This window comes from Micromonospora sp. ALFpr18c (assembly GCF_008868155.1).
Classification (GTDB): Bacteria; Actinomycetota; Actinomycetes; order Mycobacteriales; family Micromonosporaceae; genus Micromonospora.
Genome location: NZ_WBKR01000008.1, coordinates 46,988 through 72,701 on the forward strand (window position 1 = coordinate 46,988; position 25,714 = coordinate 72,701).

Annotated in this window: 39 protein-coding genes; 1 reads left to right on the forward strand and 38 read right to left on the reverse strand. The window is 68.4% G+C overall.

Annotation, left to right across the window (positions count from 1 at the left end):
* Positions 1-35: 35 nt before the first annotated feature.
* Positions 36-1,085 carry a hypothetical protein gene (locus tag F8271_RS03400; RefSeq protein ID WP_225854138.1) on the forward strand — a complete coding sequence of 350 codons (1,050 nt, stop codon included), beginning with the start codon at positions 36-38 and terminating at the stop codon, positions 1,083-1,085.
* A 71-nt stretch (positions 1,086-1,156) separates the two neighbouring features.
* On the opposite strand, the gene truA is transcribed toward F8271_RS03400, so the two are convergent.
* The 38 genes from truA to F8271_RS03590 all read right to left on the reverse strand — a co-directional run bounded on the left by truA (position 1,157) and on the right by F8271_RS03590 (position 25,639).
* A complete protein-coding gene (truA, locus tag F8271_RS03405) occupies positions 1,157-1,987 on the reverse strand; it encodes a tRNA pseudouridine(38-40) synthase TruA (protein ID WP_151488120.1) in 831 nt (276 codons plus the stop codon).
* A 67-nt stretch (positions 1,988-2,054) separates the two neighbouring features.
* Positions 2,055-2,612, reverse strand: a complete 558-nt coding sequence (gene rplQ / locus F8271_RS03410; protein ID WP_151488121.1) for a 50S ribosomal protein L17 — start codon at positions 2,610-2,612, stop codon at positions 2,055-2,057.
* Positions 2,613-2,646: 34 nt separating this feature from the next.
* Positions 2,647-3,669, reverse strand: coding sequence for a DNA-directed RNA polymerase subunit alpha (locus F8271_RS03415; protein WP_053653923.1), 1,023 nt, complete (start codon positions 3,667-3,669; stop codon positions 2,647-2,649).
* 99 nt (positions 3,670-3,768) lie between these two features.
* A complete protein-coding gene (gene rpsD / locus F8271_RS03420) occupies positions 3,769-4,395 on the reverse strand; it encodes a 30S ribosomal protein S4 (protein WP_030489600.1) in 627 nt (208 codons plus the stop codon).
* 13 nt (positions 4,396-4,408) lie between these two features.
* On the reverse strand, positions 4,409-4,816 hold the full coding sequence (gene rpsK, locus F8271_RS03425; protein WP_030329919.1) for a 30S ribosomal protein S11: 408 nt from the start codon (positions 4,814-4,816) through the stop codon (positions 4,409-4,411).
* A gap of 87 nt (positions 4,817-4,903) precedes the next feature.
* Positions 4,904-5,284 carry a 30S ribosomal protein S13 gene (rpsM, locus tag F8271_RS03430; RefSeq protein ID WP_007465236.1) on the reverse strand — a complete coding sequence of 127 codons (381 nt, stop codon included), beginning with the start codon at positions 5,282-5,284 and terminating at the stop codon, positions 4,904-4,906.
* 267 nt (positions 5,285-5,551) lie between these two features.
* Positions 5,552-5,665, reverse strand: a complete 114-nt coding sequence (rpmJ, locus tag F8271_RS03435) for a 50S ribosomal protein L36 (protein ID WP_043965539.1) — start codon at positions 5,663-5,665, stop codon at positions 5,552-5,554.
* A gap of 91 nt (positions 5,666-5,756) precedes the next feature.
* Complete coding sequence (gene infA / locus F8271_RS03440; RefSeq protein WP_007073013.1) at positions 5,757-5,978, reverse strand: translation initiation factor IF-1; 222 nt, start codon at positions 5,976-5,978, stop codon at positions 5,757-5,759.
* Between the two features lie 399 nt (positions 5,979-6,377).
* Positions 6,378-6,950 carry a DUF1707 domain-containing protein gene (locus F8271_RS03445; RefSeq protein WP_225854139.1) on the reverse strand — a complete coding sequence of 191 codons (573 nt, stop codon included), beginning with the start codon at positions 6,948-6,950 and terminating at the stop codon, positions 6,378-6,380.
* A gap of 156 nt (positions 6,951-7,106) precedes the next feature.
* The gene (map, locus tag F8271_RS03450; protein WP_151488122.1) at positions 7,107-7,958 is read right to left on the reverse strand and encodes a type I methionyl aminopeptidase; all 852 of its coding nucleotides are present in this window, start codon (positions 7,956-7,958) and stop codon (positions 7,107-7,109) included.
* Between the two features lie 87 nt (positions 7,959-8,045).
* On the reverse strand, positions 8,046-8,699 hold the full coding sequence (locus F8271_RS03455; protein WP_151488123.1) for an adenylate kinase: 654 nt from the start codon (positions 8,697-8,699) through the stop codon (positions 8,046-8,048).
* Complete coding sequence (gene secY / locus F8271_RS03460; protein WP_151488124.1) at positions 8,700-10,028, reverse strand: preprotein translocase subunit SecY; 1,329 nt, start codon at positions 10,026-10,028, stop codon at positions 8,700-8,702.
* 233 nt (positions 10,029-10,261) lie between these two features.
* Positions 10,262-10,705 carry a 50S ribosomal protein L15 gene (rplO, locus tag F8271_RS03465; RefSeq protein ID WP_030329906.1) on the reverse strand — a complete coding sequence of 148 codons (444 nt, stop codon included), beginning with the start codon at positions 10,703-10,705 and terminating at the stop codon, positions 10,262-10,264.
* The gene (rpmD, locus tag F8271_RS03470; protein ID WP_151488125.1) at positions 10,705-10,887 is read right to left on the reverse strand and encodes a 50S ribosomal protein L30; all 183 of its coding nucleotides are present in this window, start codon (positions 10,885-10,887) and stop codon (positions 10,705-10,707) included. The genes rplO and rpmD overlap by 1 nt, the downstream gene beginning before the upstream one ends.
* The gene (gene rpsE, locus F8271_RS03475; RefSeq protein WP_074314587.1) at positions 10,887-11,501 is read right to left on the reverse strand and encodes a 30S ribosomal protein S5; all 615 of its coding nucleotides are present in this window, start codon (positions 11,499-11,501) and stop codon (positions 10,887-10,889) included. The genes rpmD and rpsE overlap by 1 nt, the downstream gene beginning before the upstream one ends.
* Positions 11,502-11,534: 33 nt before the next feature.
* Positions 11,535-11,924 carry a 50S ribosomal protein L18 gene (gene rplR, locus F8271_RS03480; RefSeq protein WP_151488126.1) on the reverse strand — a complete coding sequence of 130 codons (390 nt, stop codon included), beginning with the start codon at positions 11,922-11,924 and terminating at the stop codon, positions 11,535-11,537.
* Positions 11,921-12,463, reverse strand: coding sequence for a 50S ribosomal protein L6 (rplF, locus tag F8271_RS03485; protein WP_124860508.1), 543 nt, complete (start codon positions 12,461-12,463; stop codon positions 11,921-11,923). The genes rplR and rplF overlap by 4 nt, the downstream gene beginning before the upstream one ends.
* A gap of 16 nt (positions 12,464-12,479) precedes the next feature.
* Positions 12,480-12,887: a 30S ribosomal protein S8 gene (gene rpsH, locus F8271_RS03490; RefSeq protein WP_007465270.1), complete on the reverse strand. Its 408-nt coding sequence runs from the start codon at positions 12,885-12,887 to the stop codon at positions 12,480-12,482.
* A 116-nt stretch (positions 12,888-13,003) separates the two neighbouring features.
* Positions 13,004-13,189, reverse strand: a complete 186-nt coding sequence (locus F8271_RS03495; RefSeq protein WP_007073023.1) for a type Z 30S ribosomal protein S14 — start codon at positions 13,187-13,189, stop codon at positions 13,004-13,006.
* 1 nt (position 13,190) lies between these two features.
* The gene (gene rplE, locus F8271_RS03500) at positions 13,191-13,757 is read right to left on the reverse strand and encodes a 50S ribosomal protein L5 (RefSeq protein ID WP_088987580.1); all 567 of its coding nucleotides are present in this window, start codon (positions 13,755-13,757) and stop codon (positions 13,191-13,193) included.
* A complete protein-coding gene (gene rplX, locus F8271_RS03505; protein WP_007465276.1) occupies positions 13,757-14,077 on the reverse strand; it encodes a 50S ribosomal protein L24 in 321 nt (106 codons plus the stop codon). Before rplX ends, rplE begins: the two co-directional genes overlap by 1 nt.
* Positions 14,074-14,442 carry a 50S ribosomal protein L14 gene (gene rplN, locus F8271_RS03510; protein ID WP_007073026.1) on the reverse strand — a complete coding sequence of 123 codons (369 nt, stop codon included), beginning with the start codon at positions 14,440-14,442 and terminating at the stop codon, positions 14,074-14,076. Before rplN ends, rplX begins: the two co-directional genes overlap by 4 nt.
* A gap of 97 nt (positions 14,443-14,539) precedes the next feature.
* Positions 14,540-14,818 carry a 30S ribosomal protein S17 gene (gene rpsQ, locus F8271_RS03515; protein ID WP_151488127.1) on the reverse strand — a complete coding sequence of 93 codons (279 nt, stop codon included), beginning with the start codon at positions 14,816-14,818 and terminating at the stop codon, positions 14,540-14,542.
* 31 nt (positions 14,819-14,849) lie between these two features.
* Positions 14,850-15,083, reverse strand: a complete 234-nt coding sequence (rpmC, locus tag F8271_RS03520; protein ID WP_151488128.1) for a 50S ribosomal protein L29 — start codon at positions 15,081-15,083, stop codon at positions 14,850-14,852.
* Complete coding sequence (gene rplP, locus F8271_RS03525; RefSeq protein ID WP_007465292.1) at positions 15,083-15,508, reverse strand: 50S ribosomal protein L16; 426 nt, start codon at positions 15,506-15,508, stop codon at positions 15,083-15,085. The genes rpmC and rplP overlap by 1 nt, the downstream gene beginning before the upstream one ends.
* A gap of 3 nt (positions 15,509-15,511) precedes the next feature.
* Positions 15,512-16,381, reverse strand: coding sequence for a 30S ribosomal protein S3 (gene rpsC / locus F8271_RS03530; protein ID WP_007465294.1), 870 nt, complete (start codon positions 16,379-16,381; stop codon positions 15,512-15,514).
* A complete protein-coding gene (rplV, locus tag F8271_RS03535; protein WP_139585967.1) occupies positions 16,381-16,839 on the reverse strand; it encodes a 50S ribosomal protein L22 in 459 nt (152 codons plus the stop codon). The genes rpsC and rplV overlap by 1 nt, the downstream gene beginning before the upstream one ends.
* A 41-nt stretch (positions 16,840-16,880) precedes the next feature.
* Positions 16,881-17,162 carry a 30S ribosomal protein S19 gene (gene rpsS / locus F8271_RS03540; protein WP_151488129.1) on the reverse strand — a complete coding sequence of 94 codons (282 nt, stop codon included), beginning with the start codon at positions 17,160-17,162 and terminating at the stop codon, positions 16,881-16,883.
* 12 nt (positions 17,163-17,174) lie between these two features.
* A complete protein-coding gene (rplB, locus tag F8271_RS03545) occupies positions 17,175-18,014 on the reverse strand; it encodes a 50S ribosomal protein L2 (RefSeq protein ID WP_030329891.1) in 840 nt (279 codons plus the stop codon).
* 12 nt (positions 18,015-18,026) lie between these two features.
* Entirely contained in the window at positions 18,027-18,329 is a 303-nt protein-coding gene (rplW, locus tag F8271_RS03550; RefSeq protein WP_007465304.1) for a 50S ribosomal protein L23, read from the reverse strand.
* Complete coding sequence (gene rplD, locus F8271_RS03555) at positions 18,326-18,976, reverse strand: 50S ribosomal protein L4 (RefSeq protein ID WP_151488130.1); 651 nt, start codon at positions 18,974-18,976, stop codon at positions 18,326-18,328. The genes rplW and rplD overlap by 4 nt, the downstream gene beginning before the upstream one ends.
* Complete coding sequence (rplC, locus tag F8271_RS03560) at positions 18,973-19,638, reverse strand: 50S ribosomal protein L3 (protein WP_151488131.1); 666 nt, start codon at positions 19,636-19,638, stop codon at positions 18,973-18,975. The genes rplD and rplC overlap by 4 nt, the downstream gene beginning before the upstream one ends.
* Positions 19,639-19,649: 11 nt before the next feature.
* A complete protein-coding gene (gene rpsJ, locus F8271_RS03565) occupies positions 19,650-19,958 on the reverse strand; it encodes a 30S ribosomal protein S10 (protein WP_007073037.1) in 309 nt (102 codons plus the stop codon).
* Between the two features lie 350 nt (positions 19,959-20,308).
* Positions 20,309-21,502 carry an elongation factor Tu gene (gene tuf, locus F8271_RS03570; protein WP_151488132.1) on the reverse strand — a complete coding sequence of 398 codons (1,194 nt, stop codon included), beginning with the start codon at positions 21,500-21,502 and terminating at the stop codon, positions 20,309-20,311.
* 214 nt (positions 21,503-21,716) lie between these two features.
* Positions 21,717-23,813, reverse strand: a complete 2,097-nt coding sequence (gene fusA, locus F8271_RS03575) for an elongation factor G (protein WP_151488133.1) — start codon at positions 23,811-23,813, stop codon at positions 21,717-21,719.
* A gap of 74 nt (positions 23,814-23,887) precedes the next feature.
* On the reverse strand, positions 23,888-24,358 hold the full coding sequence (rpsG, locus tag F8271_RS03580; protein ID WP_076466673.1) for a 30S ribosomal protein S7: 471 nt from the start codon (positions 24,356-24,358) through the stop codon (positions 23,888-23,890).
* A gap of 1 nt (position 24,359) precedes the next feature.
* Positions 24,360-24,734, reverse strand: coding sequence for a 30S ribosomal protein S12 (gene rpsL / locus F8271_RS03585; RefSeq protein ID WP_007465318.1), 375 nt, complete (start codon positions 24,732-24,734; stop codon positions 24,360-24,362).
* 524 nt (positions 24,735-25,258) lie between these two features.
* Entirely contained in the window at positions 25,259-25,639 is a 381-nt protein-coding gene (locus tag F8271_RS03590) for a hypothetical protein (RefSeq protein WP_151488139.1), read from the reverse strand.
* Positions 25,640-25,714 lie beyond the last annotated feature (75 nt).

The following is a 25,714-nucleotide window of genomic DNA, read 5'->3' on the forward strand; positions in this document are numbered from 1 at the left end:
CCCCTAAAGGGACAATGGCTCCTACTCTAGGCGACATGGTGTATCGGTACGAGTCCGATCAGGACGCTTTCGAGGAGTACCCGGAGCCCGGCTCCGAGGTGGCCGCGTTCGACGGCCCGCCCCCGCCGGCCGGGCCCTCTCCGTCGCGCTTCCCCGCGCCGTCGCTGCCCCGGCCGAACCAACTCGTCCTGCCGTCGTCGCAGCCGCCGCCGCCCGCCCGTGCCGACGTTCCGCTCGCCGCACCCCGCGAACGGGTCTACACCTCCGCGCAGCCGATCGAGCAGACTTCCCGGCGCGGCGGCGGCCGCCTCTGGCAGGTGCTGGTCGGTGGCGCAGCCGTCCTGGTCCTGCTCGCGCTCTGCGGGCTGGGCGCCGCCGCGCTCCTGTCCGAACGCGGCAAACAGCCGGAGACCACCCCGACGTACCAGCCGAACACCGCCGCGTCCGCTCCCGCCGCCGAGCGGCAGGACCTCGACTCCCGGGACACCGACCAGGCCCCCCTCACCGCCAAGGAGGTCTTCCCCGGCAAGGAACTGAAGCTCTCCGACGGCCAGGCGGCCTACCAGGTGCTCAAGACGCACTCCAGCGGCAGTTGTGCCGTCGCCGCCACCGGCGAGGTGGCCGACATGCTGGTCCGCCTCGGCTGCAACCAGGTCGTACGGGCCACGCTGCGGACCCCGGACGGCGACCACCTGGTCACCACCGGCCTGTTCAACCTCACCGACAAGGCCAGCGCCGAGCGCACCCGGGAACGGATCCGCCAGCTCCTCGACGAACGGCAGGGCCGCTTCCGGGGCCTCACCGCCGGCGACGACACCGCCGTGCTGGGCACCGCCCCCGCCCGCGTCGGCTGGCAGGTGCGCGGCCACTACCTGGCGTACGCGCTGGTGGTCCGCGCGGACGGTGCGGCCGTCAAGTCCGGCGACCCGAAGATCCGGGAGATCCTGTTCGACATGATCGAGCTGCATCTCAGCAAGGGCGTGCTGCAACGGCGGGCCGACGGCGGCACGGCCGGGCAACCGACGGCGGCGCCGACGGAGAGCAGCGGCACCCAGAGCGGCGACGGCGAACTGCCCGGCGACTGACCCCGCCCGGCGGCGGTCAGCCCTCCCGACGGCGGTCAGCCCTCCCGACGACCGACCCCGCCCGGCGGCGGTCAGCCTTCGACGGGGACCCGCAGCCGGCGGGTCAGGTCCGCGCGACGCGCGTACTCGGCCGGGTCCTGCGGGTAGCCGACCGCGACGAGGGTCAGCCCGTGTGCCGGCGCCACCGTCACCTCGCTGGACCGCTCCCGGTGAGTGAGCAGGCTGCCCGGCCACTGGACGGGACGACGGCCGTCGCCGGCCACCAGCATGGCCCCCACCAGGCTGCGCACCATGGCCTGACAGAACGCGTCCGCCTGCACGGTGGCGACCAGGAGGCCGTCGGGGTTCCGACGCCAGTCCAGCCGCGTCACCTCGCGCAGCGTCGTCGCGTGTTCCTTGCGCCGGCAGTACGCGGCGAAGTCGTGCTCCCCGACGAGGCCGGCGGCCGCGGCGTTCAACGCGGCCAGATCCAGCGGCCTCGGCCAGGCCAGCACCTCGTGCCGGCGCAGCGGCTCCGCCCCGAAGGGCGCGTCGGTCACCCGGTACTCGTAGCGCCGAAAGGTGGCCGAGAACCGGGCGTCGAACTCGGCGGGCACCTCGACCATCGCCCGCACCCGCACGTCGGTGGGGAGCAGACGGGCCAGCCGGCGCAACAACCGCCCCTCGTGCTGGCGCCACACGTCGACGGGCAGGTCCAGGTGGCAGACCTGCCCGGTGGCGTGCACCCCCGCGTCGGTCCGGCCCGCCACGGTCAACCCGGTGGCCGTACCGTCGCCCAGGACCAGGGCCAGGGTCTCGACGAGCACCCCCGCGACGGTCCGCCGGGTCGGCTGGGCCGCCCAACCGGAGAAACCCGCCCCGTCGTACGAGACGTCCAGCCGCAGCCGGATCCGCTCGTCCACCTCGTACCTCCTGTTACGGGTCGGGCCCGGCACCCCGATGGGGTGCCGGGCCCGACGTTGCCCTTGATCAGGCCTTGTTCTCGGTGGCCTCGTCGCTGTCCTCGCGGGCGGCGTCGGTGTCACCGGACGCCGACACCGGCGCCTCGGAGTCCTGGTCGGCGTCGGCCGACTTCGGGGCCTCCTCAGCCGGGGCGAGCGCCTCGACCTTGTCCTGCTGCGCGGCCTTGCGGGCGGCGGTCTTCTTGTTCGCCTTCGGCTCGGCGACCTGAAGCTCCTCCACCAGCTCGATGATCGCCATCGGAGCGGCGTCACCCTTGCGCGGACCGGTCTTCACGATCCGGGTGTAGCCGCCGGGCCGGTTGGCGTACCGCGGCGCGATCTGGTCGAACAGGGCGTAGACCACGTCCTTGTCCTTGACGACGCCCAGCACCCGCCGACGCGCGGCGAGGTCACCGCGCTTGGCCTTGGTGATGAGCTGCTCGGCCAGCGGACGCAGCCGTCGGGCCTTCGTCTCGGTGGTCTGGATCTTGCCGTGCTGGAACAGCGCGGTCGCCAGGTTGGCGAGCATCAGCCGCTCGTGCGAGGGGCTGCCGCCGAGGCGGGGGCCCTTGGTGGGCGTGGGCATTTTTGGTGCTCCTCAGTTGTGGCGGCAGCGCGGACTAGAGCTGCTCGGTCTCGCGGTAGTCGTCGGTGTCGTAGTCGGCCTCGCCGAAGGTGTCCACGACGTTCGCCGGGTCGAAGTTCGGGGCAGAGTCCTTCAGCCCCAGACCCATCCCGGCGAGCTTCATCTTGACCTCGTCGATCGACTTCTGACCGAAGTTGCGGATGTCGAGGAGGTCGGCCTCGGTACGCCCGATGAGCTCACCAACGGAGTTGATGCCCTCGCGCTTGAGGCAGTTGTAGGAGCGGACGGTGAGGTCCAGCTCCTCGATCGGCAGGGCGAGGTCCGCCGCCAGCTGGGCGTCCTGCGGGGACGGCCCGATGTCGATGCCCTCGGCGGTCTCGTCCAGCTCCCGTGCCAGACCGAACAGCTCCACCAGCGTCGAACCGGCCGAGGCCAGCGCGGTACGCGGACCCATCGACGGCTTGGTCTCGACGTCGATGATCAGCCGGTCGAAGTCGGTGCGCTGCTCGACACGGGTCGCCTCGACGCGGTAGGTCACCTTCAGCACCGGCGAGTAGATCGAGTCGACCGGGATCCGGCCGATCTCGGCGCCGGACTGCTTGTTCTGCGCAGCCGTCACGTAGCCCCGGCCCCGCTCGACGGTCAGCTCCATGTCGAGCCGGCCCTTGCCGTTGAGGGTCGCGAGCTTCAGGTCCGGGTTGTGCACGGAGACGCCGGCCGGGGGCTGGATGTCACCCGCGGTCACGTCGCCCGGGCCCTGCTTGCGCAGGTACATGCTGACCGGCTCGTCGTGCTCGGAGCTGACGCACAGCTCCTTGATGTTCATGACGAGCTCGACCACGTCCTCCTTGACACCGGGGATCGTGGTGAACTCGTGCAGCACGCCGTCGATCTTGATCGAGGTGACGGCCGCACCCGGGATCGACGACAGCAGCGTGCGCCGCAGCGAGTTGCCCAGGGTGTAACCGAAGCCCGGCTCCAGCGGCTCGATGGCGAACCGCGACCGGGTCTCGTTGATCGACTCCTCGGAGAGGGAGGGTCGCTGGCTGATGAGCATGTTTTCTCTTCTCTTCCGGGACGCCCGCTATTTGACGCCCACGACACAAACTGTTCCGGTGGCCCGCCCCGGAGGGCGGGCCACCGCAACGAGCTCCGACTACTTGGAGTAGAGCTCGACGATCAGCTGCTCCTGGACCTGCGTGTCGATGACCTGCCGGGCCGGGAGGGAGTGCACGAGCACCTTCATCTGGCTCGGGATGGCCTCAAGCCACGCCGGAACCGTCTTCGAGCCGGCCTGAGCCTGCGCGACGATGAACGGGGTGAGCTCCTTGCTCTTGCCCCGAACCTCGATGATGTCGTGCTCCTTGACGCGGTACGACGGGATGTCGACCTTCTTGCCGTTCACCGTGAAGTGACCGTGCTTGACCAGCTGGCGGGCCATGTCCCGCGAGTGGGCGTAGCCGGCCCGGTAAACGACGTTGTCCAGCCGCGACTCGAGGATCTGCAGGAGGACCTCACCGGTCTTGGCCTGCTTGCCGACGGCTTCCTCGTAGTAACCGCGGAACTGCTTCTCCAGCACGCCGTAAACCCGGCGGGCCTTCTGCTTCTCACGGAGCTGGAGCAGGTACTCCGTCTCCTTCGTGCGGCCGCGGCCGTGCTGCCCGGGCGGGAACGGCCGGGACTCGAACGGGCACTTCGGGCCATCGCACTTGCTGCCCTTGAGGAACAGCTTCATCTTCTCCCGCCGGCAACGGCGGCAGTCAGCACCGGTGTAACGAGCCATCTCTCTCTACCTCTCAGACCCGACGACGCTTAGGCGGACGGCACCCGTTGTGCGGCTGCGGGGTGACGTCGGCGATCTGGCCGACCTCGAGGCCCACGGCCTGCAGCGAACGGATGGCGGTCTCCCGGCCGGAGCCGGGGCCCTTGACGAACACGTCGACCTTGCGCATGCCGTGCTCCATGGCCCGACGCGCGGCGGCCTCGGCGGCCAGCTGCGCGGCGAACGGAGTCGACTTGCGGGAGCCCTTGAAGCCAACCTGGCCGGCGGAGGCCCAGGAGATGACCGCACCGGTCGGGTCCGTGATGGACACGATGGTGTTGTTGAAGGTGCTCTTGATGTGCGCCTGCCCGTGGGCGACGTTCTTGCGTTCCTTGCGCCGGACCTTCTTGACAGCGGCTCCGGCACGAGCCTTCGGTGGCATAAGTCTGTGCGCTCCTAGTTGACTTTCCGGATCGGGTTGCGGCCTGGCCCACCTCGGCGGCGGCCACCCCCGTCATCCGGTTAAGAACTACTTCTTGCCGGGCTTCTTCTTGCCGGCGACGGTCCGCTTCGGGCCCTTGCGGGTCCGCGCGTTGGTCTTGGTCCGCTGGCCACGCACGGGCAGGCCCCGGCGGTGCCGGATGCCGGCGTAGCAGCCGATCTCGACCTTGCGGCGGATGTCAGCGGCGACCTCGCGGCGCAGGTCGCCTTCAACCTTGTAGTTGCCCTCGATGTGGTCGCGGAGCTGCACGAGCTCCTCGTCCGTGAGGTCCCGAGCGCGCTTGTCCGGCGAGATGCCGGTGGCGGCGAGTGTCTCCAGGGCGCGGGTGCGACCGACCCCGAAGATGTAGGTGAGCGCGATCTCCATCCGCTTCTCGCGGGGGAGATCCACGCCGACTAGACGTGCCATGTGCGGGCGTACTCCTCGTAATGTGTGGCGGAGGTGTGGACCCGTCCCATCCCGCTACCGGCCGTCCCGTCTTTCCGACGCTGTCAGCGCCGGCGACCGGGATCGGTCGCTGCCCGAGCGGGCCCCGGCCTCCGACCGGGGGTCAGCCACGCAGGAGTACGTCTCGCGTACCGCTCGCGGCTGGGACGAGCATGTGTGATGTGTGTGTCGCTGGGGATCTGCCCGGACCAACGCCATCCGGCCGGTGTTACGGCCGGATGGGCTGAGTCAGCCCTGGCGCTGCTTGTGGCGCGGGTCGCTGCAGATGACCATGACCCGGCCGTGCCGGCGGATAACCCGGCACTTGTTGCAGATCCTCTTGACGCTCGGCTTGACCTTCACGGTTGCCTTACTTCCCATCTGGCCCGGCGACGCGGAGTACGCGAGACCGGACGTCGAAGACGGACACGGGACTTCCCGGCCGTCGTCAGGACTACTTGTAGCGGTAGACGATGCGCCCGCGGGTCAGGTCGTACGGCGAGAGTTCGACGACGACCCGGTCCTCCGGCAGGATGCGGATGTAGTGCTGCCGCATCTTGCCGCTGATGTGAGCCAGCACCTTGTGGCCGTTCGCGAGCTCCACCCGGAACATAGCGTTCGGCAGGGGCTCGATGACCCGACCCTCGATCTCAATGGCTCCGTCTTTTTTCGGCATGTCCTCCGCTGTCCTGACGTCGATTGCTCCGGGCGGCCCACAACGTCTTACACGGAAACCTGACCTTGATCAGGAGCCCGCGCCAGCCGCGGCTCCAGGACCCACCGAAGCGCAGGGTGGGCATGCCGGAGTGGACGCTGTGCGCCGATCTGAAAGTGTACGCCCGCCTGCGGTCCGTCGCCAAACCGGCCACCCACCACGCCGCCGTGTCGGTGCCGGCCCCCCGTCCGGACGCCCGATGATCTCCGCCCGAGCCCCACCTGCGCGTGATCCACTCGCCTTCCGTGAAACCGCGGCATCCGCGGGTGGTGGACAACACAACTTCAGCGAATCCGAGTGGATCAAGGCACGAGCTCCGGACGGTGCCGCGGATTGCCCGCCCCAGGCCGCCGCAGATGATCAGGCTGGCGCTGGGGGTTCGTCCCGTTCGTTCGCTTCGTCGGCGCGCAGTTCCCGTCGCCGCTCCCGCTTCGCCCGCTTGCGCTCCCGCTCGACGGCCCGACGCCGGGGCTCTCCCCGACCCAGTCCGGTCACCGTCTGGATCATCAGCACCGCGCCCCACGGCCCGGCCACCCAGATCGGCCAGAAATAGAGCAGCTCCCCGCTGAGCAGCGAGATCACCGCCCAGATGGTCACCACGACGGCGATCACCCTCAGGTACGGCAGCCACACCTCGGCCAACCAGCGGGCCGTGCCGGCACCCGCCGTCGGGGCGGGCTGGTGACCCGCGCCGGCGCCCGGCGGGGCGGCCGGGATGACCGGCGCCAGCGTCGACCCCCCGGTGGGCGGCACCGGCGGCAGGTCGGTCAGCAGGGCGTCCAACTCCGCGTACGTCCATGCGGCGTACGCCCGTTGCAACCGCTCGTCGTACTCGTGCAGGTCCAGTCGGCCCTCGCCGAGGGCGACGCGCAACCGGTCGGCCACCGCCTCACGGTCCGCGTCCGCCGCTCGCATCCCGTCGCGCCCGTCCATGCCGGCAAGCATGCCACCGCCACGCCAGTCCCGTCCGACCCCGAGCCGCCCTCCTCGATCCACCCGGTTCGCCGTCCTGGTTACATCGCATCGGTTGGATACCGCCGGATCGGCGAATCGGAGTCGATCAACGTGCCAGGGCGGCGGCTGGAGCGGTCAGGGGGCGGTCGAGGTGGCGGGTTGGCGAGCCGTTACCAGGTCGCCCAGTCGGGCGCGGCCGCCGTCGAAGGCGGTGAGCACCCAGACGCCGTCGGGCAGCAGCGCCATCGAGTGCTCGACGTGCGCGGCCACCGAACCGTCCCGGGTGACGACCGTCCAGCCGTCGGCCAGCTCGACCGTCCGCGGGGACGCCATCGTGATCATCGGTTCGATGGCGAGTGCCATACCGGGAACCAACCGTGGGCCCTTGCCCGGCCGGCCGTGGTTGAGCACGTGCGGGTCCTGGTGCATCTCGGTGCCGATGCCGTGCCCACCGTAGCCGTCAACGATGCCGTACCGGCCGCCCTTGCGGACGGCGGTCTCCACCGCGTGCGAGATGTCGGTGAGGCGGCCCTTGCCGCTGGCCGCGCCGCGGGCGGCGGCCGCGATACCGGCCCACATGGCGTCCTCGGCCACCTCGGCCATCTTGAGCAGCGCCGGGTCGACCTCGCCGACCCCGACCGTGATCGCGGAGTCGCCGTGCCAGCCGTTCAGCACCGCGCCGCAGTCGATCGAGATGAGGTCGCCCTCGGCGAGCACCTGCTTCGGCGAGGGGATGGCGTGCACGATCTGCTCGTTGACCGAGGAGCAGATCGACGCCGGGAACCCGTGGTAGCCCTTGAACGACGGGACGGCGCCCGCCTCGCGGATGGTCGACTCGGCGATGGCGTCCAGATCGGCGGTGCTCACACCGGGGGCCACGGCCTCGCGCATCCGGCGCAGCGCCTCCGCCACCACCAGCCCGGCGGCCCGCATCTTTTCGATCTGGTCAGGGGTCTTCAGCTGGATGTCCAGCTGGGGACGACGCATGGAGCGATTACCTTTCGTGGCTGTTCAGCGGGGCACGTCTCGCGTACCCCGCTGTTCGCACTCTATCCGCGTGGACCGGCGAGGACCTCAGCCGCCGTACGACCGCAGCGCGTCGATGGCCCGGCTGGTGACGTCCTCCACCGGGCCGGTGGCGTCGATCCCGACCAGCTTGCCCTGGGCGCCGTAGTAGTCGACCAGGGGCGCGGTCTTCTCGCTGTACTCCCGAAGCCGGGTGGCGATCGTCTCCGGCTTGTCGTCGTCGCGCTGGAACAGCTCGGCGCCGCACCGGTCACAGATGCCCGGGCGGGTGGTGGCGTCGAACTCGACGTGCCAGATCTTGCCGCAGCCCCGGCAGGTACGCCGGCCGGAGAGCCGTCGGATCACCTCGTCGTCGTCGACCACCAGCTCCAGGACCAGGTCGAGGGCGGTGCCCAGGTCGGCGAGGAGCTTGTCGAGAGCGGCGGCCTGCGGAGTGGTCCGCGGGAAACCGTCGAGCAGGAAACCCTCGCTGGCGTCGGGCTCGGCCAGCCGGTCCCGGACCATGTTGATGGTGACCTCGTCCGGAACCAGCTCGCCCGCGTCCATGTACCGCTTCGCCTCGACACCCAACGGCGTGCCCTGGGTGACGTTCGACCGGAAGATGTCTCCGGTCGAGATCTTCGGCACCGAGAGGTGCGCGGCGATGAACTCGGCCTGAGTGCCCTTGCCCGCACCCGGCGGACCAACCAGAACGAGTCTCATCTACCGCAGGAACCCTTCGTAGTTCCGCTGCATGAGTTGGCTCTCGATCTGCTTCACGGTCTCCAGACCGACGCCGACCATGATGAGCACAGCGGTGCCGCCGAACGGGAAGTTCTGGTACTGCTGGTTGTCCAGCCAGATGAAGAAGAAGTTCGGCAGGATCGAGATGACGCCGAGGTAGAGCGCGCCCGGCAGGGTGATCCGGCTGAGAATGAAGTCCAGGTAGTCGGCGGTCGGCTTGCCCGGGCGGATGCCCGGCACGAACCCGCCGTACTTCTTCATGTTGTCCGCGACCTCGGTCGGGTTGAACGTGATCGAGACGTAGAAGTACGTGAAGAAGATGATCATCAGGAAGTAGACCGTGATGTAGATCGGGCTACTCGGGTTGACCAGGTTGTTCTGGATCCACGCCTGGGTCTTGCCCGGGTCGTTCTGGTCGAAGAACTGCAGGGCCAGCTGCGGCAGGTACAGCAGCGACGAACCGAAGATGACCGGGATCACACCCGCCTGGTTGACCTTGAGCGGGATGTAGGTCGAGGTGCCACCGTACATCCGCCGGCCGATCATCCGCTTGGCGTACTGCACCGGGATCCGGCGCTGCGCCTGCTCGATGAAGGTGACCGCGGTGATGACCACCAGGACCAGCGCGATGACCAGGGCGAACATGTCCCAGCCCTTGCTGGTCTTGATCTGCCAACCCTCGCTGGGCAGCCGGGCCGCGATCGAGGTGAAGATCAGGACGGACATGCCGTTGCCGACGCCCCGGTCGGTGATCAGCTCACCGAGCCACATGACCATGCCGGTGCCGGCGGTCATCGTCATCACCAGGATGGTCAGGGTCAGCCAGTCCGGGATACCGGTGCCGGTCGGGATGATCGGGAACTGGTCGCAGCGGTTCTGGAAGAGCTGCCCCGAGCGGGCCAGGGCGACGAACGCCGAGGCCTGCAGCACACCGAGACCGAGGGTCAGGTACCGCGTGTACTGAGTGATCTTCGCCTGGCCGGCCTGACCCTCCTTGCGGAGCTGCTCCAGGCGCGGGATCACGACGGTCAGCAGCTGCAGGATGATCGACGCCGTGATGTAGGGCATGATGCCCAGCGCGAAGACCGAGAGCTGTAGCAGCGCCCCGCCGGAGAAGAGGTTGAGAAGGTTCACCACCCCGGTGGTGTCACCCTGGATGGTGTCGAGGCACTTCTGCACGTTGCCGTACGAGACGCCCGGACTGGGCAGCGTGGCACCCAGCCGGTAGACCGCGATGATGCCTACTGTGAACAGCAGCTTCTTGCGCAGGTCAGGCGTACGGAACGCACTGAGAAAGGCGGACAGCAACTTCTTCCTCCTGCGCGAGGCGGGCCGCCGGTGATCCCTGGCGGGTCGGGGTGGATCCCGGGCGAGCGCCCGGAATCCATGGCTGGGATGGGACTCTAACAGCCCTATCCCGGTCCGGGCAGATGTGCCCGGCTACATAAACCGATTCCGATATTACCGGGCGCACACGCCCCGGGTAGACCATGGCGCCCGCCAGTTGCTCACAACTGGACGGGCGCCATGGGTCGTACGCCTTACAGCTCGGTGACGGAGCCACCGGCGGCGGCGATCTTCTCCTTGGCCGACGCGCTGAACGCGTGCGCCGACACCTGGAGCGCCACTCCGCCAAGGTCGCCGGTGCCGAGAACCTTCACCGGGTGGCCCTTGCGGACCGCGCCGGACTCGACCAGCTCCAGCGGGCCAACCTGGCCGCCGTTCGGGAACAGCTCGGCGAGTCGGTCCAGGTTGACCACCTGGAAGACCACCTTGAACTTGTTCTTGAAGCCCTTCATCTTCGGCAGGCGCATGTGGATGGGCATCTGCCCACCCTCGAACGCCGCCGAGATGTTCTTGCGGGCCTTGGAACCCTTGGTACCGCGACCAGCGGTCTTGCCCTTGGAACCCTCACCGCGACCCACACGGGTCTTCGCGGTCTTGGAACCGGGCGCCGGGCGCAGGTGATGCACCTTGATCGTCATTACTCGACCTCCTCGACCTTCACGAGGTGGCTCACAGTGAAGATCATGCCGCGGATCTCGGGCCGGTCCTCCTTGACCACCACGTCGTTGATCCGCTTGAGACCGAGCGAACGCAGCGAGTCACGCTGGTTCTGCTTGGTCCCGATACCGGACCGGAGCTGGGTGACCTTCAGACGTGCCATCAGTGCGCCACCCCCGCACGCGACGCCAGCATGGCGGCCGGCGCGACGTCCTCCACCGGCAGGCCACGACGCGCCGCGACCTGCTCGGGGGACTCAAGCCCCTTCAGGGCCGCCACGGTGGCGTGCACGATGTTGATCGGGTTCGACGAGCCGAGGCTCTTGGAGAGCACGTCGTGGATCCCGGCACACTCCAGCACGGCACGCACCGGACCACCGGCGATGACACCCGTACCGGCCGAGGCCGGCTTGAGCAGCACCACGCCAGCGGCGTCCTCACCCGTCACCGGGTGCGGGATCGACTGGCCGATACGCGGAACCTTGAAGAAGTGCTTCTTGGCCTCCTCGACACCCTTGGCGATGGCCGCGGGCACCTCCTTGGCCTTTCCGTAGCCCACGCCGACCGTGCCGTCGCCGTCGCCCACGATCACCAGGGCGGTGAAGCTGAAGCGACGACCGCCCTTCACGACCTTGGCGACGCGGTTGATCGCGACGACCCGCTCAAGGTGCGGGGTCTTCTCGACGGGCGCGTTTCCGCGGCCGCCCTCACGGCGGTTGTCGCGGCGACCACCCTCGTTGCCACCGGACCCGCCGCCACGGCGCTGTTGACCTGGCATCAGCAGCCTTCCTTATCTCTCGTGACGGGGTTGTTAGAACTCGAGCCCGGCTTCGCGGGCGGCGTCGGCAAGCGCGGCGACTCGCCCCGCGTACCGGTTGCCACCGCGGTCGAAGACGACCTTGGAGACGCCGGCGGCCTTGGCCCGCTCGGCGAGCAGCGCGCCCACCTTGCCGGCGAGGGCGCTCTTGTCGCCCTCCGCACCGCGCAGCGAGGCGTCCAGGGTCGACGCCGACGCCAGGGTGTGGCCCTTGGTGTCGTCGACGATCTGGGCGACCATGTGCCGCAGCGAACGGGTGACGACCAGGCGCGGACGCTCGGACGTACCGCTGACGTTCTTGCGGACGCGGAAGTGCCGACGCGCACGCCCAACGGCGCGCTTGGCGGCGACGCCGCGGCGGCGCTTGAGCAGCGTGGCGCTCACTTCTTACCTGCCTTTCCGGCCTTGCGGCGGATGACCTCGCCCTGGTACTTCACGCCCTTGCCCTTGTAGGGCTCCGGCGGACGGATCTTCCGGATGTTGGCGGCGACCTCACCGACCTGCTGCTTGTCGATGCCGGCCACGTGGAACAGGGTCGGCCGCTCCACCGTGAAGGTGATGCCCGCCGGGGCGGGAACGACCACCGGGTGCGAGAACCCGAGCGCGAACTCGAGGTCCGAACCCTTGGCGGTGACCCGGTAACCGGTGCCGGCGATCTCCAGGCTCTTGCGGTAGCCCTCGGTGACCCCGACGATCATGTTGGCAACCAGCGTACGGCTCAGGCCGTGGAGTTCCTTGGCCTTGCGCTCGTCGTTCGGCCGGTTGACGCTCAGCTGCCCATCCTCGGCCCGCTCGATCGTGATCGGCTCGGCGAGGGTGTGCTGGAGCTGGCCCTTGGGGCCCTTGACCTTGACGGTCTGCCCGTCGATCGTGATGTCGACGCCGGCTGGCACCGGGATCGACTTACGTCCAATTCGCGACATTTCTACCTGTCTCCCGTTACCAGACGAAGGCGAGGACTTCCCCGCCAACACTCCGCTTGCGGGCCTGCCGGTCGGTCAGCAGCCCCTGGGACGTCGAAATGATCGCCACGCCCAGCCCACCGAGCACCCGCGGGAGCCCGTCCGACTTGGCGTACACCCGGAGACCGGGCTTGGACACGCGCTTGATGCCGGCCAGGCTCCGCTCGCGGTTCTGGCCGTACTTCAGCTCGACGACCAGTCGCTTGCCGACGGCGCCCTCCTCGGGCTCCTCGACCGACCAGGTGGCGATGTAACCCTCGGCCTTCAGGACCTCGGCGATGTTCGCCTTGATCTTGGAGTAGGGCATCTTCACCTGATCGTGGTACGCCTGGTTGGCGTTACGCAGACGCGTGAGCATGTCTGCGATCGGGTCGGTCATCGTCATGGATTTCGTCAGCCTTTCTCGCCGGGGTTCCCGGGGCATCAGCCCCGGGCCTACGGCGAAGAGCAATACCTAATCGGTGCAGGAGTTCCCGGCTGACAGCCGGGACGCGGTCGCCCTTACCAGGAAGCCTTGGACACGCCCGGCAGCTCACCGCGGTGGGCCATCTCCCGGATGCAGACCCGGCAGAGCCCGAACTTGCGGTAGACCGCCTTCGGACGCCCGCACCGCTGGCAGCGGGTGTACGCGCGAACCGAGAACTTCGGCTTCGCGGCCGCCTTGAGGATCAGCGCCTTCTTGGCCATCTCAGTTCTCCTTGAACGGGAAGCCCAGGAGCTTGAGCAGCGCCCGGCCCTCGTCGTCAGTCGTGGCGGTCGTGACCACCGTGATGTCCATGCCCCGCTGGCGATCGATCTTGTCCTGATCGATCTCGTGGAACACCGACTGCTCGGTCAGACCGAACGTGTAGTTGCCGTGCCCGTCCAGCTTGCGCCCGTCCAGACCGCGGAAGTCGCGGATACGCGGCAACGCGATGGAGAGCAGCCGGTCCAGGAACTCCCACATCCGGTCGCCGCGAAGGGTCACCTTCGCGCCGATCGGCATGCCCTCGCGGAGCTTGAACTGCGCGATGGACTTGGTCGCCCGCCGCACCTGCGGCTTCTGGCCGGTGATCGTGGCGAGGTCGCGGACCGCGCCGTCGATCAGCTTGGCGTCGCGAGCAGCCTCGCCGACACCCATGTTGACGACGATCTTGACCAGCCGCGGCACCTGCATGGGGTTGCCGTAGCTGTGCTGCTCACGCAGCTGGGCCACGATCTCGTTGCGGTACCGCTCCTTGAGGCGCGGCATGGTCTTTTCGGTAGCCGTGGTCATCACAGGTCCTTACCGGTGCTACGCGCGATGCGGACCTTCTGGCCGTTGTCGTCGATCCGGTAACCGACGCGGGTCGGCTTGCCGTCGGAGTCCAGGACCTGCACGTTCGAGACGTGGATCGGGGCCTCCTGGGTGACGATGCCGCCGGTCTTGGCGCCACGCTGGGTGGTGCTGATGCGGGTGTGCTTCTTGACCCGGTTCACGCCCTCGACCAGGACCTTGTCCTGCCGCGGGTAGGCCGCGATGACCTTGCCCTTGGCACCCTTGTCCTTGCCGGCGATGACGACGACCGTGTCGCCCTTCTTGACCTTCACGGTCACAACACCTCCGGCGCGAGGGAAATAATCTTCATGAACCGCTTGTCCCGCAGCTCCCGACCCACCGGGCCGAAGATGCGGGTACCGCGCGGGTCCCCGCCGTCCTTGATGATGACGGCGGCGTTCTCGTCGAAGCGGATGTACGAGCCGTCCGGCCGCCGCTTCTCCTTGGCGGTGCGAACGACGACGGCCTTGACGACGTCGCCCTTCTTGACACCGGCACCCGGGATCGCGTCCTTGACGGTGGCCACGATGACGTCGCCGATGCTCGCGTAGCGCCGACCGGAGCCACCGAGAACCCGGATGCACAGGATCTCCCGAGCACCCGTGTTGTCGGCGACGCGCAGTCGCGACTCCTGCTGAATCACGTCTATCTCCTATGTCTGCCGGTTCTCCGGCCGCCGTAGCGGCCGGAGCCTGGCGGAACCTACGCCCGACGCAACGCCGGGCGAGCTCGAGCCTTCGCTACTTGGCCTTTTCCAGGATCTCCACGATCCGCCAACGCTTGGTGGCGCTCAGCGGCCGGGTCTCCATGATCAGGACCCGGTCGCCGGTGCCGGCGGCGTTCTGCTCGTCGTGCACCTTCAGCTTGCTCGTACGGCGCATGATCTTGCCGTACAGAGCGTGCCGAACCCGGTCCTCGACCTCGACCACGACGGTCTTGTCCATCTTGTCGCTGACCACCAGGCCCTCACGGACCTTGCGGCGCGAGCGCTGCGCGCTCGCTGCGGTGTTTTCGCTCATGCTCGAGCTCCCTTACGCTCGCTTCGCTCGCTCACGAAGTCACCTCGGTCGGCGCGGCCGAGAGCCCCAGCTCGCGCTCGCGCATGATCGTGTAGATCCGGGCGATCTCCCGACGGATGACCTGCAACCGCCGGTTGTTGTCCAGCTGCCCGGTTGCGGCCTGCACGCGGAGGTTGAACAGCTCCGCCTTGGCCTCCCGCAGCTTCGTGACCAGCTCCTCCTCGGAGAGCTCACGCAGCTCGGTCGCCTTAACGCCCGCTGCCATCAGGATTCACCCACTTCGCGCGTAACAATGCGGCACTTCATCGGGAGCTTGTGGATCGCGCGACGCATGGCCTCTCGCGCGATCTGCTCGTTGGGGAAGGACATCTCGAAGAGAACCCGCCCCGGCTTGACGTTGGCGACCCACCACTCGGGCGAACCCTTACCGGAACCCATCCGGGTCTCGGCAGGCTTCTTGGTGAGGGCCTGGTCCGGGAAGATCGTGATCCAGACCTTGCCGCCACGCTTGATGTGACGGGTCATCGCGATACGCGCCGACTCGATCTGGCGGTTGGTCACGTACGCCGGCTCGAGAGCCTGGATCCCGAACTCGCCGAACACCACCCGGTTACCACCCTTGGACGCGCCACTGCGGTCCGGGTGGTGCGGCTTGCGGAAGCCCTTCGGGGGCTTGCGCGGCATCAGCATCTGTCAGCCCTCCTGCTGCGTTTCTGCCGGAGCAGCCGCGGCCGCGACAGCTGCGCTGTCGACCGGCTCGCCGCTCGGCGTCTCGGCCTGCTGCGCGATGGTGGTCGCAGCAGCCCGGCCGGCCTCGGTGCCACCGGCCGTCGTGCCGGACGAACCCGACCGGCCACGGCGCGGACGCTCGGGACGGTCGCCACGCTCACCACGACGCGGGCGGGACGGACCGGCCTCGGCCGGAGCCTCCCGGCCCGGGACGGCGTCGCCCTTGTAGATCCAGACCTTCACACCGATCCGGCCGAACGTGGTACGGGCCTCGAAGAAGCCGTACTCGATGTTGGCCCGCAGCGTGTGCAGCGGAACCCGGCCCTCACGGTAGAACTCGGTCCGGCTCATCTCGGCGCCGCCGAGGCGACCCGAGACCTGAACCCGGATGCCCTTGCAGACCGGGTTCTTCATCGCCGACTGCATGGCCTTGCGCATCGCCCGACGGAAGCTGACCCGGCTGGACAGCTGCTCGGCCACGCCCTGCGCGACGAGCTGAGCGTCCGACTCGGGGTTCTTCACCTCGATGATGTTCAGCTGGACCTGCTTGCCGGTGAGCTTCTCGAGCTCGCCGCGGATCCGGTCGGCCTCCGCACCCTTACGGCCGATGACGATGCCCGGCCGAGCGGTGTGGATGTCGACGCGGACCCGGTCGCGGGTGCGCTCGATGTCGACCTTGGAGATGCCGGCGCGCTCGAGGCCCTTGGACATCATCCGGCGGATCTTGACATCCTCGCCGATGTAGTCCTTGTAGAGCTTGTCCGCGAACCAGCGGGACTTCCAGTCGGTCGAGATGCCGAGCCGGAACCCAGTGGGGTGAACCTTCTGACCCATTACTCGGCGCCCTCCGTCTTGCTCTGCGCTTCGGCCGGTGCGGCCTCCGTGGCCGGTGCGGCCTTCTTGGCCGCGGCCTTCCTCGGCGCTGCCGGCGCGACCGCCTCGACCGCCACGGTGATGTGGCAGGTCCGCTTGCGGATCCGGTACGCCCGACCCTGCGCCCGAGGCTGGAACCGCTTCATCGTCGGGCCCTCGTCAACGAACGCCTCGCTGACGAGCAGCGCGTCGGGGTCCAGCCGCTCGTTGTTCTCCGCGTTGGCGATCGCGCTAGCGAGCACCTTGTACACCTGCTCGCTCGCAGCCTGCGGCGCGAACTGCAGCACCGTGAGCGCCTCCTTCGCGGGCAGGCCGCGGACGAGGTTGACCACCCGGCGCGCCTTCATCGGCGAGATGCGCACGTGCCGCGCAACCGCCCGCGCGCCCGGAAGCACCGGAGCGTCGCCCTTTCCTGGCATCGCTGTAACCCCTTGTTCCCTCTATCCGTATGCCCGCGGCGTCAGCGCCGACGGCTCTTCCGGTCGTCCTTCTCGTGACCCTTGAACGTGCGGGTCAGCGCGAACTCGCCGAGCTTGTGCCCGACCATCGCCTCGGTCACGAACACCGGGACGTGCTTGCGTCCGTCATGCACCGCGATCGTGTGCCCGAGCATCTCCGGGATGATCGTCGAGCGCCGCGACCAGGTCTTGATCACGTTCTTCGTGCCCTTTTCGTTCTGCAGTTCCACCTTCTTGAGTAGGTGGGCGTCTACGAACGGGCCCTTCTTCAGGCTGCGAGGCATGTCTTATCTCCCTCAGCCGCGCTTACGCGTGGCGTAGCGGCGGCGGACGATCAGCCGGTCACTCGGCTGGCCCTTACGGCGGGTGCGGCCCTCGGGCTTACCCTGCGGGTTGACCGGGTGGCGACCACCGGAGGTCTTACCCTCACCACCACCGTGCGGGTGGTCGACCGGGTTCATGGCGACACCACGGACGGTCGGGCGCTTGCCCTTCCACCGCATACGGCCGGCCTTGCCCCAGTTGATGTTCGACTGGTCGGCGTTGCCGATCTCGCCGATGCTGGCGCGGCAGCGCACATCCACACGCCGGATCTCACCGGACGGCATACGCAGGGTCGCGTACGCGCCCTCACGGCCGAGCAGTTGGATGCCCACGCCGGCGGAACGGGCCAGCTTGGCCCCGCCACCCGGGCGCAGCTCCACGTTGTGGATCGTGGTACCGACCGGGATGTTGCGCAGCGGCAGGTTGTTGCCGGGCTTGATGTCGGCGCCCGGACCGGACTCGACGCGGTCGCCCTGCTTCATGTCCTTCGGCGCGATGATGTACCGCTTCTCGCCGTCGGCGTAGTGCAGCAGCGCGATGCGCGCCGTGCGGTTCGGGTCGTACTCGATGTGAGCGACCTTCGCCGGCACGCCGTCCTTGTCGACCCGCTTGAAGTCGATCAGACGGTACTGGCGCTTGTGACCTCCACCGTGGTGCCGCGTGGTGATCCGGCCGTGGGCGTTACGCCCGCCCTTCTTCGGCAGCGGAGCCAGCAGCGACTTCTCCGGCGTGGACCGGGTGATCTCGGCGAAGTCGGCGACACTGGAGCCACGTCGGCCCGGCGTCGTCGGCTTGTACTTACGGATAGCCATTGTCTACACCCCTCAGCTGACCGGGCCGCCGAAGGCCTCGATGCGGTCACCGTCAGCCAGCTTCACGATCGCCCGCTTGGTCGCCTTGCGCTGACCGAAGCCGGTCTTGGTGCGCTTGCGCTTACCCTGGCGGTTGAGCGTGTTGACCGTCAGGACGCGGACGTTGAAGATCTGCTGGATAGCGATCTTGATCTCGGTCTTGTTCGCGTCCGGGTGCACCAGGAAGGTGTACCAGTTCCGGTTCAGCTCGCTGTAGCTCTTCTCCGAGACGACCGGCGCCACGATGATGTCGCGCGGGTCGGCGATCGTGCTCACTTGCCACCCTCCTCGGTGGTCTCGGCGGGCACGCCCAGGAACTCGTCCAGGGCGTCCTTGGTGAAGACCACGTCGTCGGCCACCAGCACGTCGTACGTGTTCAGCTGGCCGGACTCGATCAGGTGCACCCGCGGCTCGTTGCGCAGCGACACCCAGTTCAGTTCGTCGGTGCTGCTCAGCACGACCAGGACCCGACGGGCCTCGGTGAGCTTGGTCAGCGTGGCCAGGGCCGCCTTGGTCGACGGCTTCTCGCCCGAGACGAACGCCTCGACGACGTGCACCTGCCCGGCGCGGGCCCGGTCGGAGAGGGCACCGCGCAGCGCGGCGGCCTTCATCTTCTTCGGGGTCCGCTGGCTGTAGTCGCGCGGCACGGGACCGTGCACCACGCCACCGCCGGCGAACTGCGGGGCGCGGATCGAGCCCTGCCGGGCGCGACCGGTGCCCTTCTGCTTGTACGGCTTCTTGCCGCCGCCGGCGACCTCGCCGCGGGTCTTGGTCTTGTGCGTGCCCTGTCGGGCCGCCGCGAGCTGGGCCACCACGACCTGGTGCATCAGCGCGACGTTGGCCTGCACGTCGAAGATGTCCGCCGGCAGCTCGACGGAGCCGCTGGTGGTGCCTTCGACGGTGCGCACGTCAACGGTGGTCACTTGGCCGCACCGCCCTTCTTCACCTTGCTCTTGGCCGCGGTACGGACCAGAACCAGCGCGCCCTTGGGGCCAGGAATGGCACCACGGACGAGCAGGAGGTTGTTCTCGGTGTCGACCGCCTGGACGGTGAGGTTCTGCACGGTGTAGCGCACGCCACCCATCCGGCCGGCCATCCGGGTGCCCTTGAAGACACGACCCGGAGTGGCGCAGGCGCCGATGGAGCCGGGCGAGCGGTGCTTGCGCTCGACACCGTGGCTGGCGCGCAGACCGTGGAAGCCGTGCCGCTTCATCGGGCCGGCGTAGCCCTTGCCCTTGGTCTTGCCGGTGACGTCGATCGTGACGCCCGCCGGGAACTCCTCGACCGTGACCTCCTGGCCGAGCGAGTACTCCGACGCGTCCGTGGTGCGCAGCTCGACGATGTGCCGGCGCGGCGCCACGTCCGCCTTCGCGTAGTGCCCGCTGATCGGCTTCTTGACCTTGCGCGGGTCGATGGTGCCGTAGGCCAGCTGGACCGCGGAGTAACCGTCCTTCTCGGCGCTACGAACCTGGCTGATGACGCACGGGCCGGCCTCGACCACGGTCACGGGAACAACGCGGTTGTTGTCCCAGACCTGGGTCATGCCGAGCTTGGCGCCCAGGATCCCCTTGACTTGCCTGTCCATTTGTCCGGTCCCTACAGCTTGATCTCGATGTCGACGCCAGCCGGCAGGTCGAGGCGCATGAGCGAGTCGACCGTCTTCGGGGTCGGGTCGATGATGTCGATCAGCCGCTTGTGCGTGCGCATCTCGAAGTGCTCGCGCGAGTCCTTGTACTTGTGCGGCGAGCGGATAACGCAGAAACGGTTGATCTCCGTGGGCAGCGGCACCGGGCCCGCGACCTGCGCCCCGGTACGCGTCACCGTCTCGACGATCTTCCGCGCCGAGGAGTCGACGACCTCGTGGTCATAGGCCTTGAGCCGGATGCGGATCTTCTGTCCCGCCATGGTGGCTTCTGTTCCTTCTCTCGATGCCGCTGTGTTGCGGGCGCCTGTACCGGCTGGTACAGGCCCACTTCGCCGACCCCCGCGGTCGGGCGTGTCGCGCCCTCGGGCCGGGCTCCGCCCCGGGACTCCGGAGCGGTCCTGACCGCGCGGTGGGTCAAGGCGCCGATCGCATTACCGCGACCTGAACGCCGTGCGAGGGTGGTTGGCGACTGGGCCGCCAACCACCCTACGCTCGACTGTGCCGTCACCCGGAGGTTCAGCGAAAGCCGAACACAGGCGACGAACTGTCGTTACGCAACCTGACTAGTATGCCGCACGACCGGCGGCGGGTCTAATCGGGGTTACCTAGCTCACTTGATGATCTTGGTGACGAACCCGGCACCGACGGTGCGGCCACCCTCGCGGATCGCGAACTTGAGGTTCTCCTCCATGGCGATGGGCTGGATCAGCTTCACCGACATGGTGGTGTTGTCACCCGGCATGACCATCTCGGTGCCCTCGGGGAGGGTGACGACACCGGTGACGTCCGTGGTCCGGAAGTAGAACTGCGGACGGTAGTTCTGGAAGAACGGGGTGTGCCGGCCGCCCTCCTCCTTGGAGAGGATGTAGACCGTCGCCTCGAACTCCGTGTGCGGGGTCGTGGTGCCCGGCTTGACGACCACCATGCCGCGCTCGACGTCCTCGCGCTTGATGCCACGCAGCAGCAGACCGACGTTCTCGCCCGCGCGGGCCTCGTCGAGCAGCTTGCGGAACATCTCGATACCGGTGCAGACCGTCTTCTGCGACTTCTCGCGGATACCGACGATCTCCACCTCCTCGTTCGGCTTGAGGATGCCGCGCTCGGCGCGACCGGTGACGACGGTGCCACGACCGGTGATCGTGAAGACGTCCTCGATCGGCATGAGGAACGGCTTCTCGGTCTCGCGCTCCGGCTGCGGGATCGCGGTGTCGACCGCGGTCATCAGGTCCAGGAGCTTGCCGGTCCACTCGGGGTCACCCTCGAGGGCCTTCAGCGCCGAAACCCGAACGACCGGCAGGTCGTCACCCGGGTACTCCTGCGAGGAGAGCAGCTCGCGCACCTCGAGCTCGACGAGCTCCAGGAGCTCCTCGTCATCGACCATGTCGCTCTTGTTGAGCGCCACGACGATGTACGGCACGCCAACCTGGCGGGCCAGCAGCACGTGCTCGCGGGTCTGCGGCATCGGGCCGTCGGTCGCCGCGACCACCAGGATCGCGCCGTCCATCTGCGCGGCACCGGTGATCATGTTCTTGATGTAGTCCGCGTGGCCGGGGCAGTCGACGTGCGCGTAGTGCCGCGCCTCGGTCTGGTACTCGACGTGCGCGATCGAGATCGTGATGCCGCGGGCCTTCTCCTCCGGCGCCTTGTCGATCTCGTCGAACGGCGTGTACGGGTTCAGGTCCGGGAACTGGTCGTGCAGGACCTTGGTGATGGCCGCCGTCAGCGTCGTCTTACCGTGGTCGATGTGACCAATGGTGCCGATGTTGACGTGCGGCTTAGTCCGCTCGAACTTCGCCTTCGCCACTGGTGTCCTCCTGTGGACTTCTTGGTTCGTACGCCCGGCGCGCCGGTCGGCGCTTAGGACTCTGTCGACAGCCTTTCCGGCCTGAACGGCCGGAGAGCTTTTGTGGGTTCTGCGGCGATGAAGCCTACAGGCCCGGTCTCACGCAACCCGATCGTGGTGGCCGCGGGCGGGTGAACCCTCCCGCGACCGACCACGAATCACCTGCTCGGGGCAGTTACTCGCCCGTTGCCTTGGCGATGATCTCCTTCGCGACGCTCTGCGGAACCTCGGCGTAGGAGTCGAACTGCATGCTGTAGCTAGCCCGGCCCTGGGTCTTCGACCGCAGGTCGCCGACGTAGCCGAACATCTCCGACAACGGCACCAGAGCCCGGACGATGCGGGCGCCGCTGCGCTCCTCCATCGCCTGGATGATGCCGCGGCGGGAGTTGAGGTCGCCGATGACGTCACCCATGTTCTCCTCAGGAGTGGTGACTTCAACGGCCATCATCGGCTCGAGCAGTGCGGGGTCGGCCTTGCGGGCCGCCTCCTTCATCACCATCGAGCCGGCGATCTTGAATGCCATTTCCGAGGAGTCGACCTCGTGGTACTGGCCGTCCAGCAGCGTCAGCTTCACACCGACGAGCGGGAAGCCCGCCAGGATGCCGTACTGCAGGGCGTCCTGGGCACCGGCGTCGACCGACGGGATGAACTCCCGCGGGATGCGGCCACCGGTGACGGCGTTGGCGAACTCGTAGGTCGGCGAGTCGTTGTCCAGCGGAAGCGGCTCGACGCTCACGATGACGCGGGCGTACTGACCCGAACCACCGGTCTGCTTCTTGTGGGTGTACTCGATCTTGTCCACCTTGCGGCGGATCGTCTCGCGGTACGCCACCTGCGGCTTGCCGACGTTGGCCTCGACGTTGAACTCGCGGCGCATCCGGTCCACCAGGATGTCCAGGTGCAGCTCACCCATGCCGGAGATGACCGTCTGACCGGTCTCCTCGTCCAGCTGGACGCGGAAGGTCGGGTCCTCCTCGGCCAGGCGCTGGATGGCCGTGCCCAGCTTCTCCTGGTCGGACTTGGTCTTCGGCTCGATCGCCACCGAGATGACCGGCTCCGGGAAGGTCATCGACTCCAGGATGACCGGGTTCGCCGGGTCGGAGAGCGTGTCACCGGTGGTGGTCTGCTTGAGACCCTGCACGGCGATGATGTCACCGGCCTGCGCCGACGGACGCTCTTCCCGCTTGTTGGCGTGCATCTGGTAGATCTTGCCGATCCGCTCCTTGCGGTCCTTGGTGGAGTTGACCACCTGGGAACCGGAATCGAGCGTGCCGGAGTAGACCCGCACGTAGGTGAGCTTGCCCAGGTGCTTGTCCGTCTGGATCTTGAAGGCCAGGCCGGAGAAGGGCTCCGAGTTGGACGGCTTACGCAGCAGCGGGGTCTCGCCGTCGGGGGCCGTACCCTCGATCGCCGGAACGTCCAGCGGCGACGGCAGGAAGTCGACCACGGCGTCGAGCATGGGCTGGACGCCCTTGTTCTTGAACGCCGAGCCGCACAGCACCGGGTTGGCCTTGCCGGCGATGGTGGCACGCCGGATGGCGGCCTTGATCTCCTCGACGGAGACCTCCTCGCCTTCCAGGTACTTCTCCATCACCGAGTCGTCGACGTCGGCCAGGGTCTCCATCAGCTTCTCGCGCCACTCGGCCGCGGAGTCGGCCAGCTCGGCCGGGATCTCCTCGATCGCGTAGTCCTCACCCTTCTGGGTCTCCCCGCGCCAGGTGAGAGCGCGCATGCCGACCAGGTCCACGACGCCGATGTGGTCGCCCTCGAGCCCGATCGGGATCTGGAGCACCAGCGGGGTCGCGTTCAGCCGGTCGATCATCATCTGCACGCAGCGGAAGAAGTCGGCGCCGGTCCGGTCGAGCTTGTTGACGAAGCACATCCGCGGGACGTTGTACTTGTCGGCCTGCCGCCAGACGTTCTCGGTCTGCGGCTCCACGCCGGCGACACCGTCGTAGACCGCGACCGCACCATCCAGTACCCGCAGCGACCGCTCGACCTCGACCGTGAAGTCGACGTGGCCAGGCGTGTCGATGATCTGGATCGTGTGGCCCTTCCACTCACACTTGGTAGCAGCGGAGGTGATGGTGATACCACGCTCCTGCTCCTGCTCCATCCAGTCCATGACGGCAGCGCCCTCGTGGACCTCACCGATCTTGTACGTAATACCGGTGTAGAACAGGATCCGCTCGGTGGTCGTGGTCTTACCGGCATCGATGTGCGCCATGATGCCGATGTTGCGTACGTTGGCGAGCGCGTCTGCGGCGGCCACTTCAATCCCTACTTATCGTCGTCTCGACTCAACTGGTGGCGGTTCCGGCGCCCGAGAGCGCCGGAACCAGGGTGTTACCAGCGGTAGTGCGCGAAGGCCTTGTTGGACTCGGCCATCTTGTGCGTGTCCTCGCGCCGCTTGACGGCGGCACCGAGGCCGTTGCTCGCGTCCAGCAGCTCGTTCATGAGCCGCTCGACCATGGTCTTCTCGCGGCGTGCGCGGGAGTAGGTGACCAGCCACCGCAGGCCCAGCGTGGTCGCCCGGGCGGGGCGAACCTCGACGGGAACCTGGTAGGTGGCGCCACCGACACGACGGCTGCGCACCTCGAGGGTCGGCTTGACGTTGTCCATCGCCCGCTTGAGGGTGACGACCGGGTCGGTGCCGGACTTCTCGCGGCAGCCCTCGAGGGCCGCGTACACGATGGACTCGGCGAGCTGACGCTTGCCGCGGAGCAGGATCTTGTTCACCAGCTGGGTGACCAGCGGCGAGTTGTACACCGGGTCAGCGACCAGCGGCCGCCGCGGAGCGGGTCCCTTACGCGGCATGTCAGCTCTTCTCCTTCTTCGCGCCGTAACGGCTGCGCGCCTGCTTGCGGTTACGGACACCCTGGGTGTCCAGCGAACCGCGGACGATCTTGTAACGCACGCCGGGGAGGTCCTTCACCCGGCCGCCGCGCACGAGCACGATCGAGTGCTCCTGGAGGTTGTGACCCACACCGGGGATGTAGGCGGTCACCTCGATCTGGCTGCTGAGCTTCACACGAGCGACCTTGCGCAGCGCCGAGTTCGGCTTCTTCGGGGTGGTGGTGTACACGCGGGTGCACACGCCGCGCCGCTGAGGGGAACCCTTCAGCGCCGGGGTCTTGGTCTTGGTCGTCTTGGCCTGGCGGCCCTTTCGGACCAGCTGCTGGATCGTGGGCACCGGGTTTCTCCGCTCCCTTCGGCCGCTGTCGCGGCCGCGCCGTCTGCTCGTTAGCCGGCCTGATGACCGGCTCTCCTACATTCCGACCAGGGCCACCTTGCGGAGGTCCCGGCACCCGCGGTCGGGCGTGTCGCCCAGCTCACGGTCCCGGTACGGACGCTTTCGCGGACCTACCGGGGTTTTCTGTCACCGGCACGCGGGTCGCCCCGCGCCGGATCTTTGGCTTGTCGTGCTCGCCATCCGGATCACCGGAACCAGCGCACGCACGAGTTGCCCGGGCATGCCCGGGCACAAGGGGAAAGAGTACCTACCACAGCCGCCCAGGTCAAAACGGATTGGCCCGGCGGCCGTCTCACACCCGCCAGCCGGATCATGCCCTGCCCCGTCGCCCGTGATGGGCACCTACGGATACAAGTGTACCGGCTTCCCCACCGGACCACCCGTCGCCCCCGCAGCCGGCACCGCAGACCCGTCCCGGGACCTGCGACAACCGGGCCGCACGGCGATCCGGACGGTGACCAGCCTCACGTCAGGGAGATCACCAGGGACAGGCCCAGGGCCAGCAGGCTGAGCAACGCTCCCGCCGCACCGCAGCTGAGACCGGCCACCGCCAGCCCTCGACCGGTGAACCGGACCGCGGACGGACCTGCGGGCCGGCGGATCTGCCGCTGGCCGAGCAGGCCGGCGACGACGGCGGCCACCCCGGCCAGCGCGCCCAGCACGGCGAACGCGCCGGCCGCCCAGACCCCACCCTCGTTCGCGAAGGCCACGCCGAAGCAGATCACCAGCAACGACACCAGGATCGACGCGATGCCGGCCACCAACGCCCCGACGGCCAGGCCCGAGGTGACCGGGGCCACGTCCAGGTACACCACGCCGTACGGCGTACCGGGCACCGACTCCACCCGCTTCGGCGGGCGGGGCCGGTCGTCGGTCGGTGGCGGCACCGGGGGCCCATAACCGGGGGCGTGCGCCGGCTG

Bases quoted from the DNA above. Each gene is read 5' to 3' on its own strand.
- rplV (WP_139585967.1), bottom strand. From the start codon at position 16,839: ATGCCAGGAAAGGGCGACGCTCCGGTGCTTCCGGGCGCGCGGGCGGTT.
- rplF (WP_124860508.1), bottom strand. From the start codon at position 12,463: ATGTCGCGAATTGGACGTAAGTCGATCCCGGTGCCAGCCGGCGTCGAC.
- rpsG (WP_076466673.1), bottom strand. From the start codon at position 24,358: ATGCCGCGTAAGGGACCCGCTCCGCGGCGGCCGCTGGTCGCTGACCCG.
- rplO (WP_030329906.1), bottom strand. From the start codon at position 10,705: ATGACGATCAAGGTGCATCACCTGCGCCCGGCGCCCGGTTCCAAGACC.
- rplE (WP_088987580.1), bottom strand. From the start codon at position 13,757: ATGACCACGGCTACCGAAAAGACCATGCCGCGCCTCAAGGAGCGGTAC.
- rplQ (WP_151488121.1), bottom strand. From the start codon at position 2,612: ATGCCCACGCCCACCAAGGGCCCCCGCCTCGGCGGCAGCCCCTCGCAC.
- rpsS (WP_151488129.1), bottom strand. From the start codon at position 17,162: ATGCCTCGCAGCCTGAAGAAGGGCCCGTTCGTAGACGCCCACCTACTC.
- rplP (WP_007465292.1), bottom strand. From the start codon at position 15,508: ATGCTGATGCCGCGCAAGCCCCCGAAGGGCTTCCGCAAGCCGCACCAC.
- rplB (WP_030329891.1), bottom strand. From the start codon at position 18,014: ATGGCTATCCGTAAGTACAAGCCGACGACGCCGGGCCGACGTGGCTCC.
- rpmC (WP_151488128.1), bottom strand. From the start codon at position 15,083: ATGGCAGCGGGCGTTAAGGCGACCGAGCTGCGTGAGCTCTCCGAGGAG.
- rpsC (WP_007465294.1), bottom strand. From the start codon at position 16,381: ATGGGTCAGAAGGTTCACCCCACTGGGTTCCGGCTCGGCATCTCGACC.
- F8271_RS03400 (WP_225854138.1), top strand. From the start codon at position 36: ATGGTGTATCGGTACGAGTCCGATCAGGACGCTTTCGAGGAGTACCCG.
- F8271_RS03495 (WP_007073023.1), bottom strand. From the start codon at position 13,189: ATGGCCAAGAAGGCGCTGATCCTCAAGGCGGCCGCGAAGCCGAAGTTC.
- rpsD (WP_030489600.1), bottom strand. From the start codon at position 4,395: ATGGCTCGTTACACCGGTGCTGACTGCCGCCGTTGCCGGCGGGAGAAG.
- map (WP_151488122.1), bottom strand. From the start codon at position 7,958: ATGCGTCGTCCCCAGCTGGACATCCAGCTGAAGACCCCTGACCAGATC.
- rpsK (WP_030329919.1), bottom strand. From the start codon at position 4,816: ATGCCACCGAAGGCTCGTGCCGGAGCCGCTGTCAAGAAGGTCCGGCGC.
- rpsM (WP_007465236.1), bottom strand. From the start codon at position 5,284: ATGGCACGTCTAGTCGGCGTGGATCTCCCCCGCGAGAAGCGGATGGAG.
- rplC (WP_151488131.1), bottom strand. From the start codon at position 19,638: ATGGACAGGCAAGTCAAGGGGATCCTGGGCGCCAAGCTCGGCATGACC.
- rpsQ (WP_151488127.1), bottom strand. From the start codon at position 14,818: ATGAGCGAAAACACCGCAGCGAGCGCGCAGCGCTCGCGCCGCAAGGTC.
- rpmD (WP_151488125.1), bottom strand. From the start codon at position 10,887: ATGGCACGTCTGAAGGTCACCCAGCTCCGGTCCGGTATCGGGACCAAG.
- F8271_RS03455 (WP_151488123.1), bottom strand. From the start codon at position 8,699: ATGAGACTCGTTCTGGTTGGTCCGCCGGGTGCGGGCAAGGGCACTCAG.
- F8271_RS03445 (WP_225854139.1), bottom strand. From the start codon at position 6,950: ATGGACGGGCGCGACGGGATGCGAGCGGCGGACGCGGACCGTGAGGCG.
- rpsE (WP_074314587.1), bottom strand. From the start codon at position 11,501: ATGCCAGGTCAACAGCGCCGTGGCGGCGGGTCCGGTGGCAACGAGGGT.
- F8271_RS03415 (WP_053653923.1), bottom strand. From the start codon at position 3,669: ATGCTCATCAGCCAGCGACCCTCCCTCTCCGAGGAGTCGATCAACGAG.
- infA (WP_007073013.1), bottom strand. From the start codon at position 5,978: ATGCCGAAAAAAGACGGAGCCATTGAGATCGAGGGTCGGGTCATCGAG.
- rpsH (WP_007465270.1), bottom strand. From the start codon at position 12,887: ATGACGATGACCGACCCGATCGCAGACATGCTCACGCGTCTGCGTAAC.
- rpsJ (WP_007073037.1), bottom strand. From the start codon at position 19,958: ATGGCGGGACAGAAGATCCGCATCCGGCTCAAGGCCTATGACCACGAG.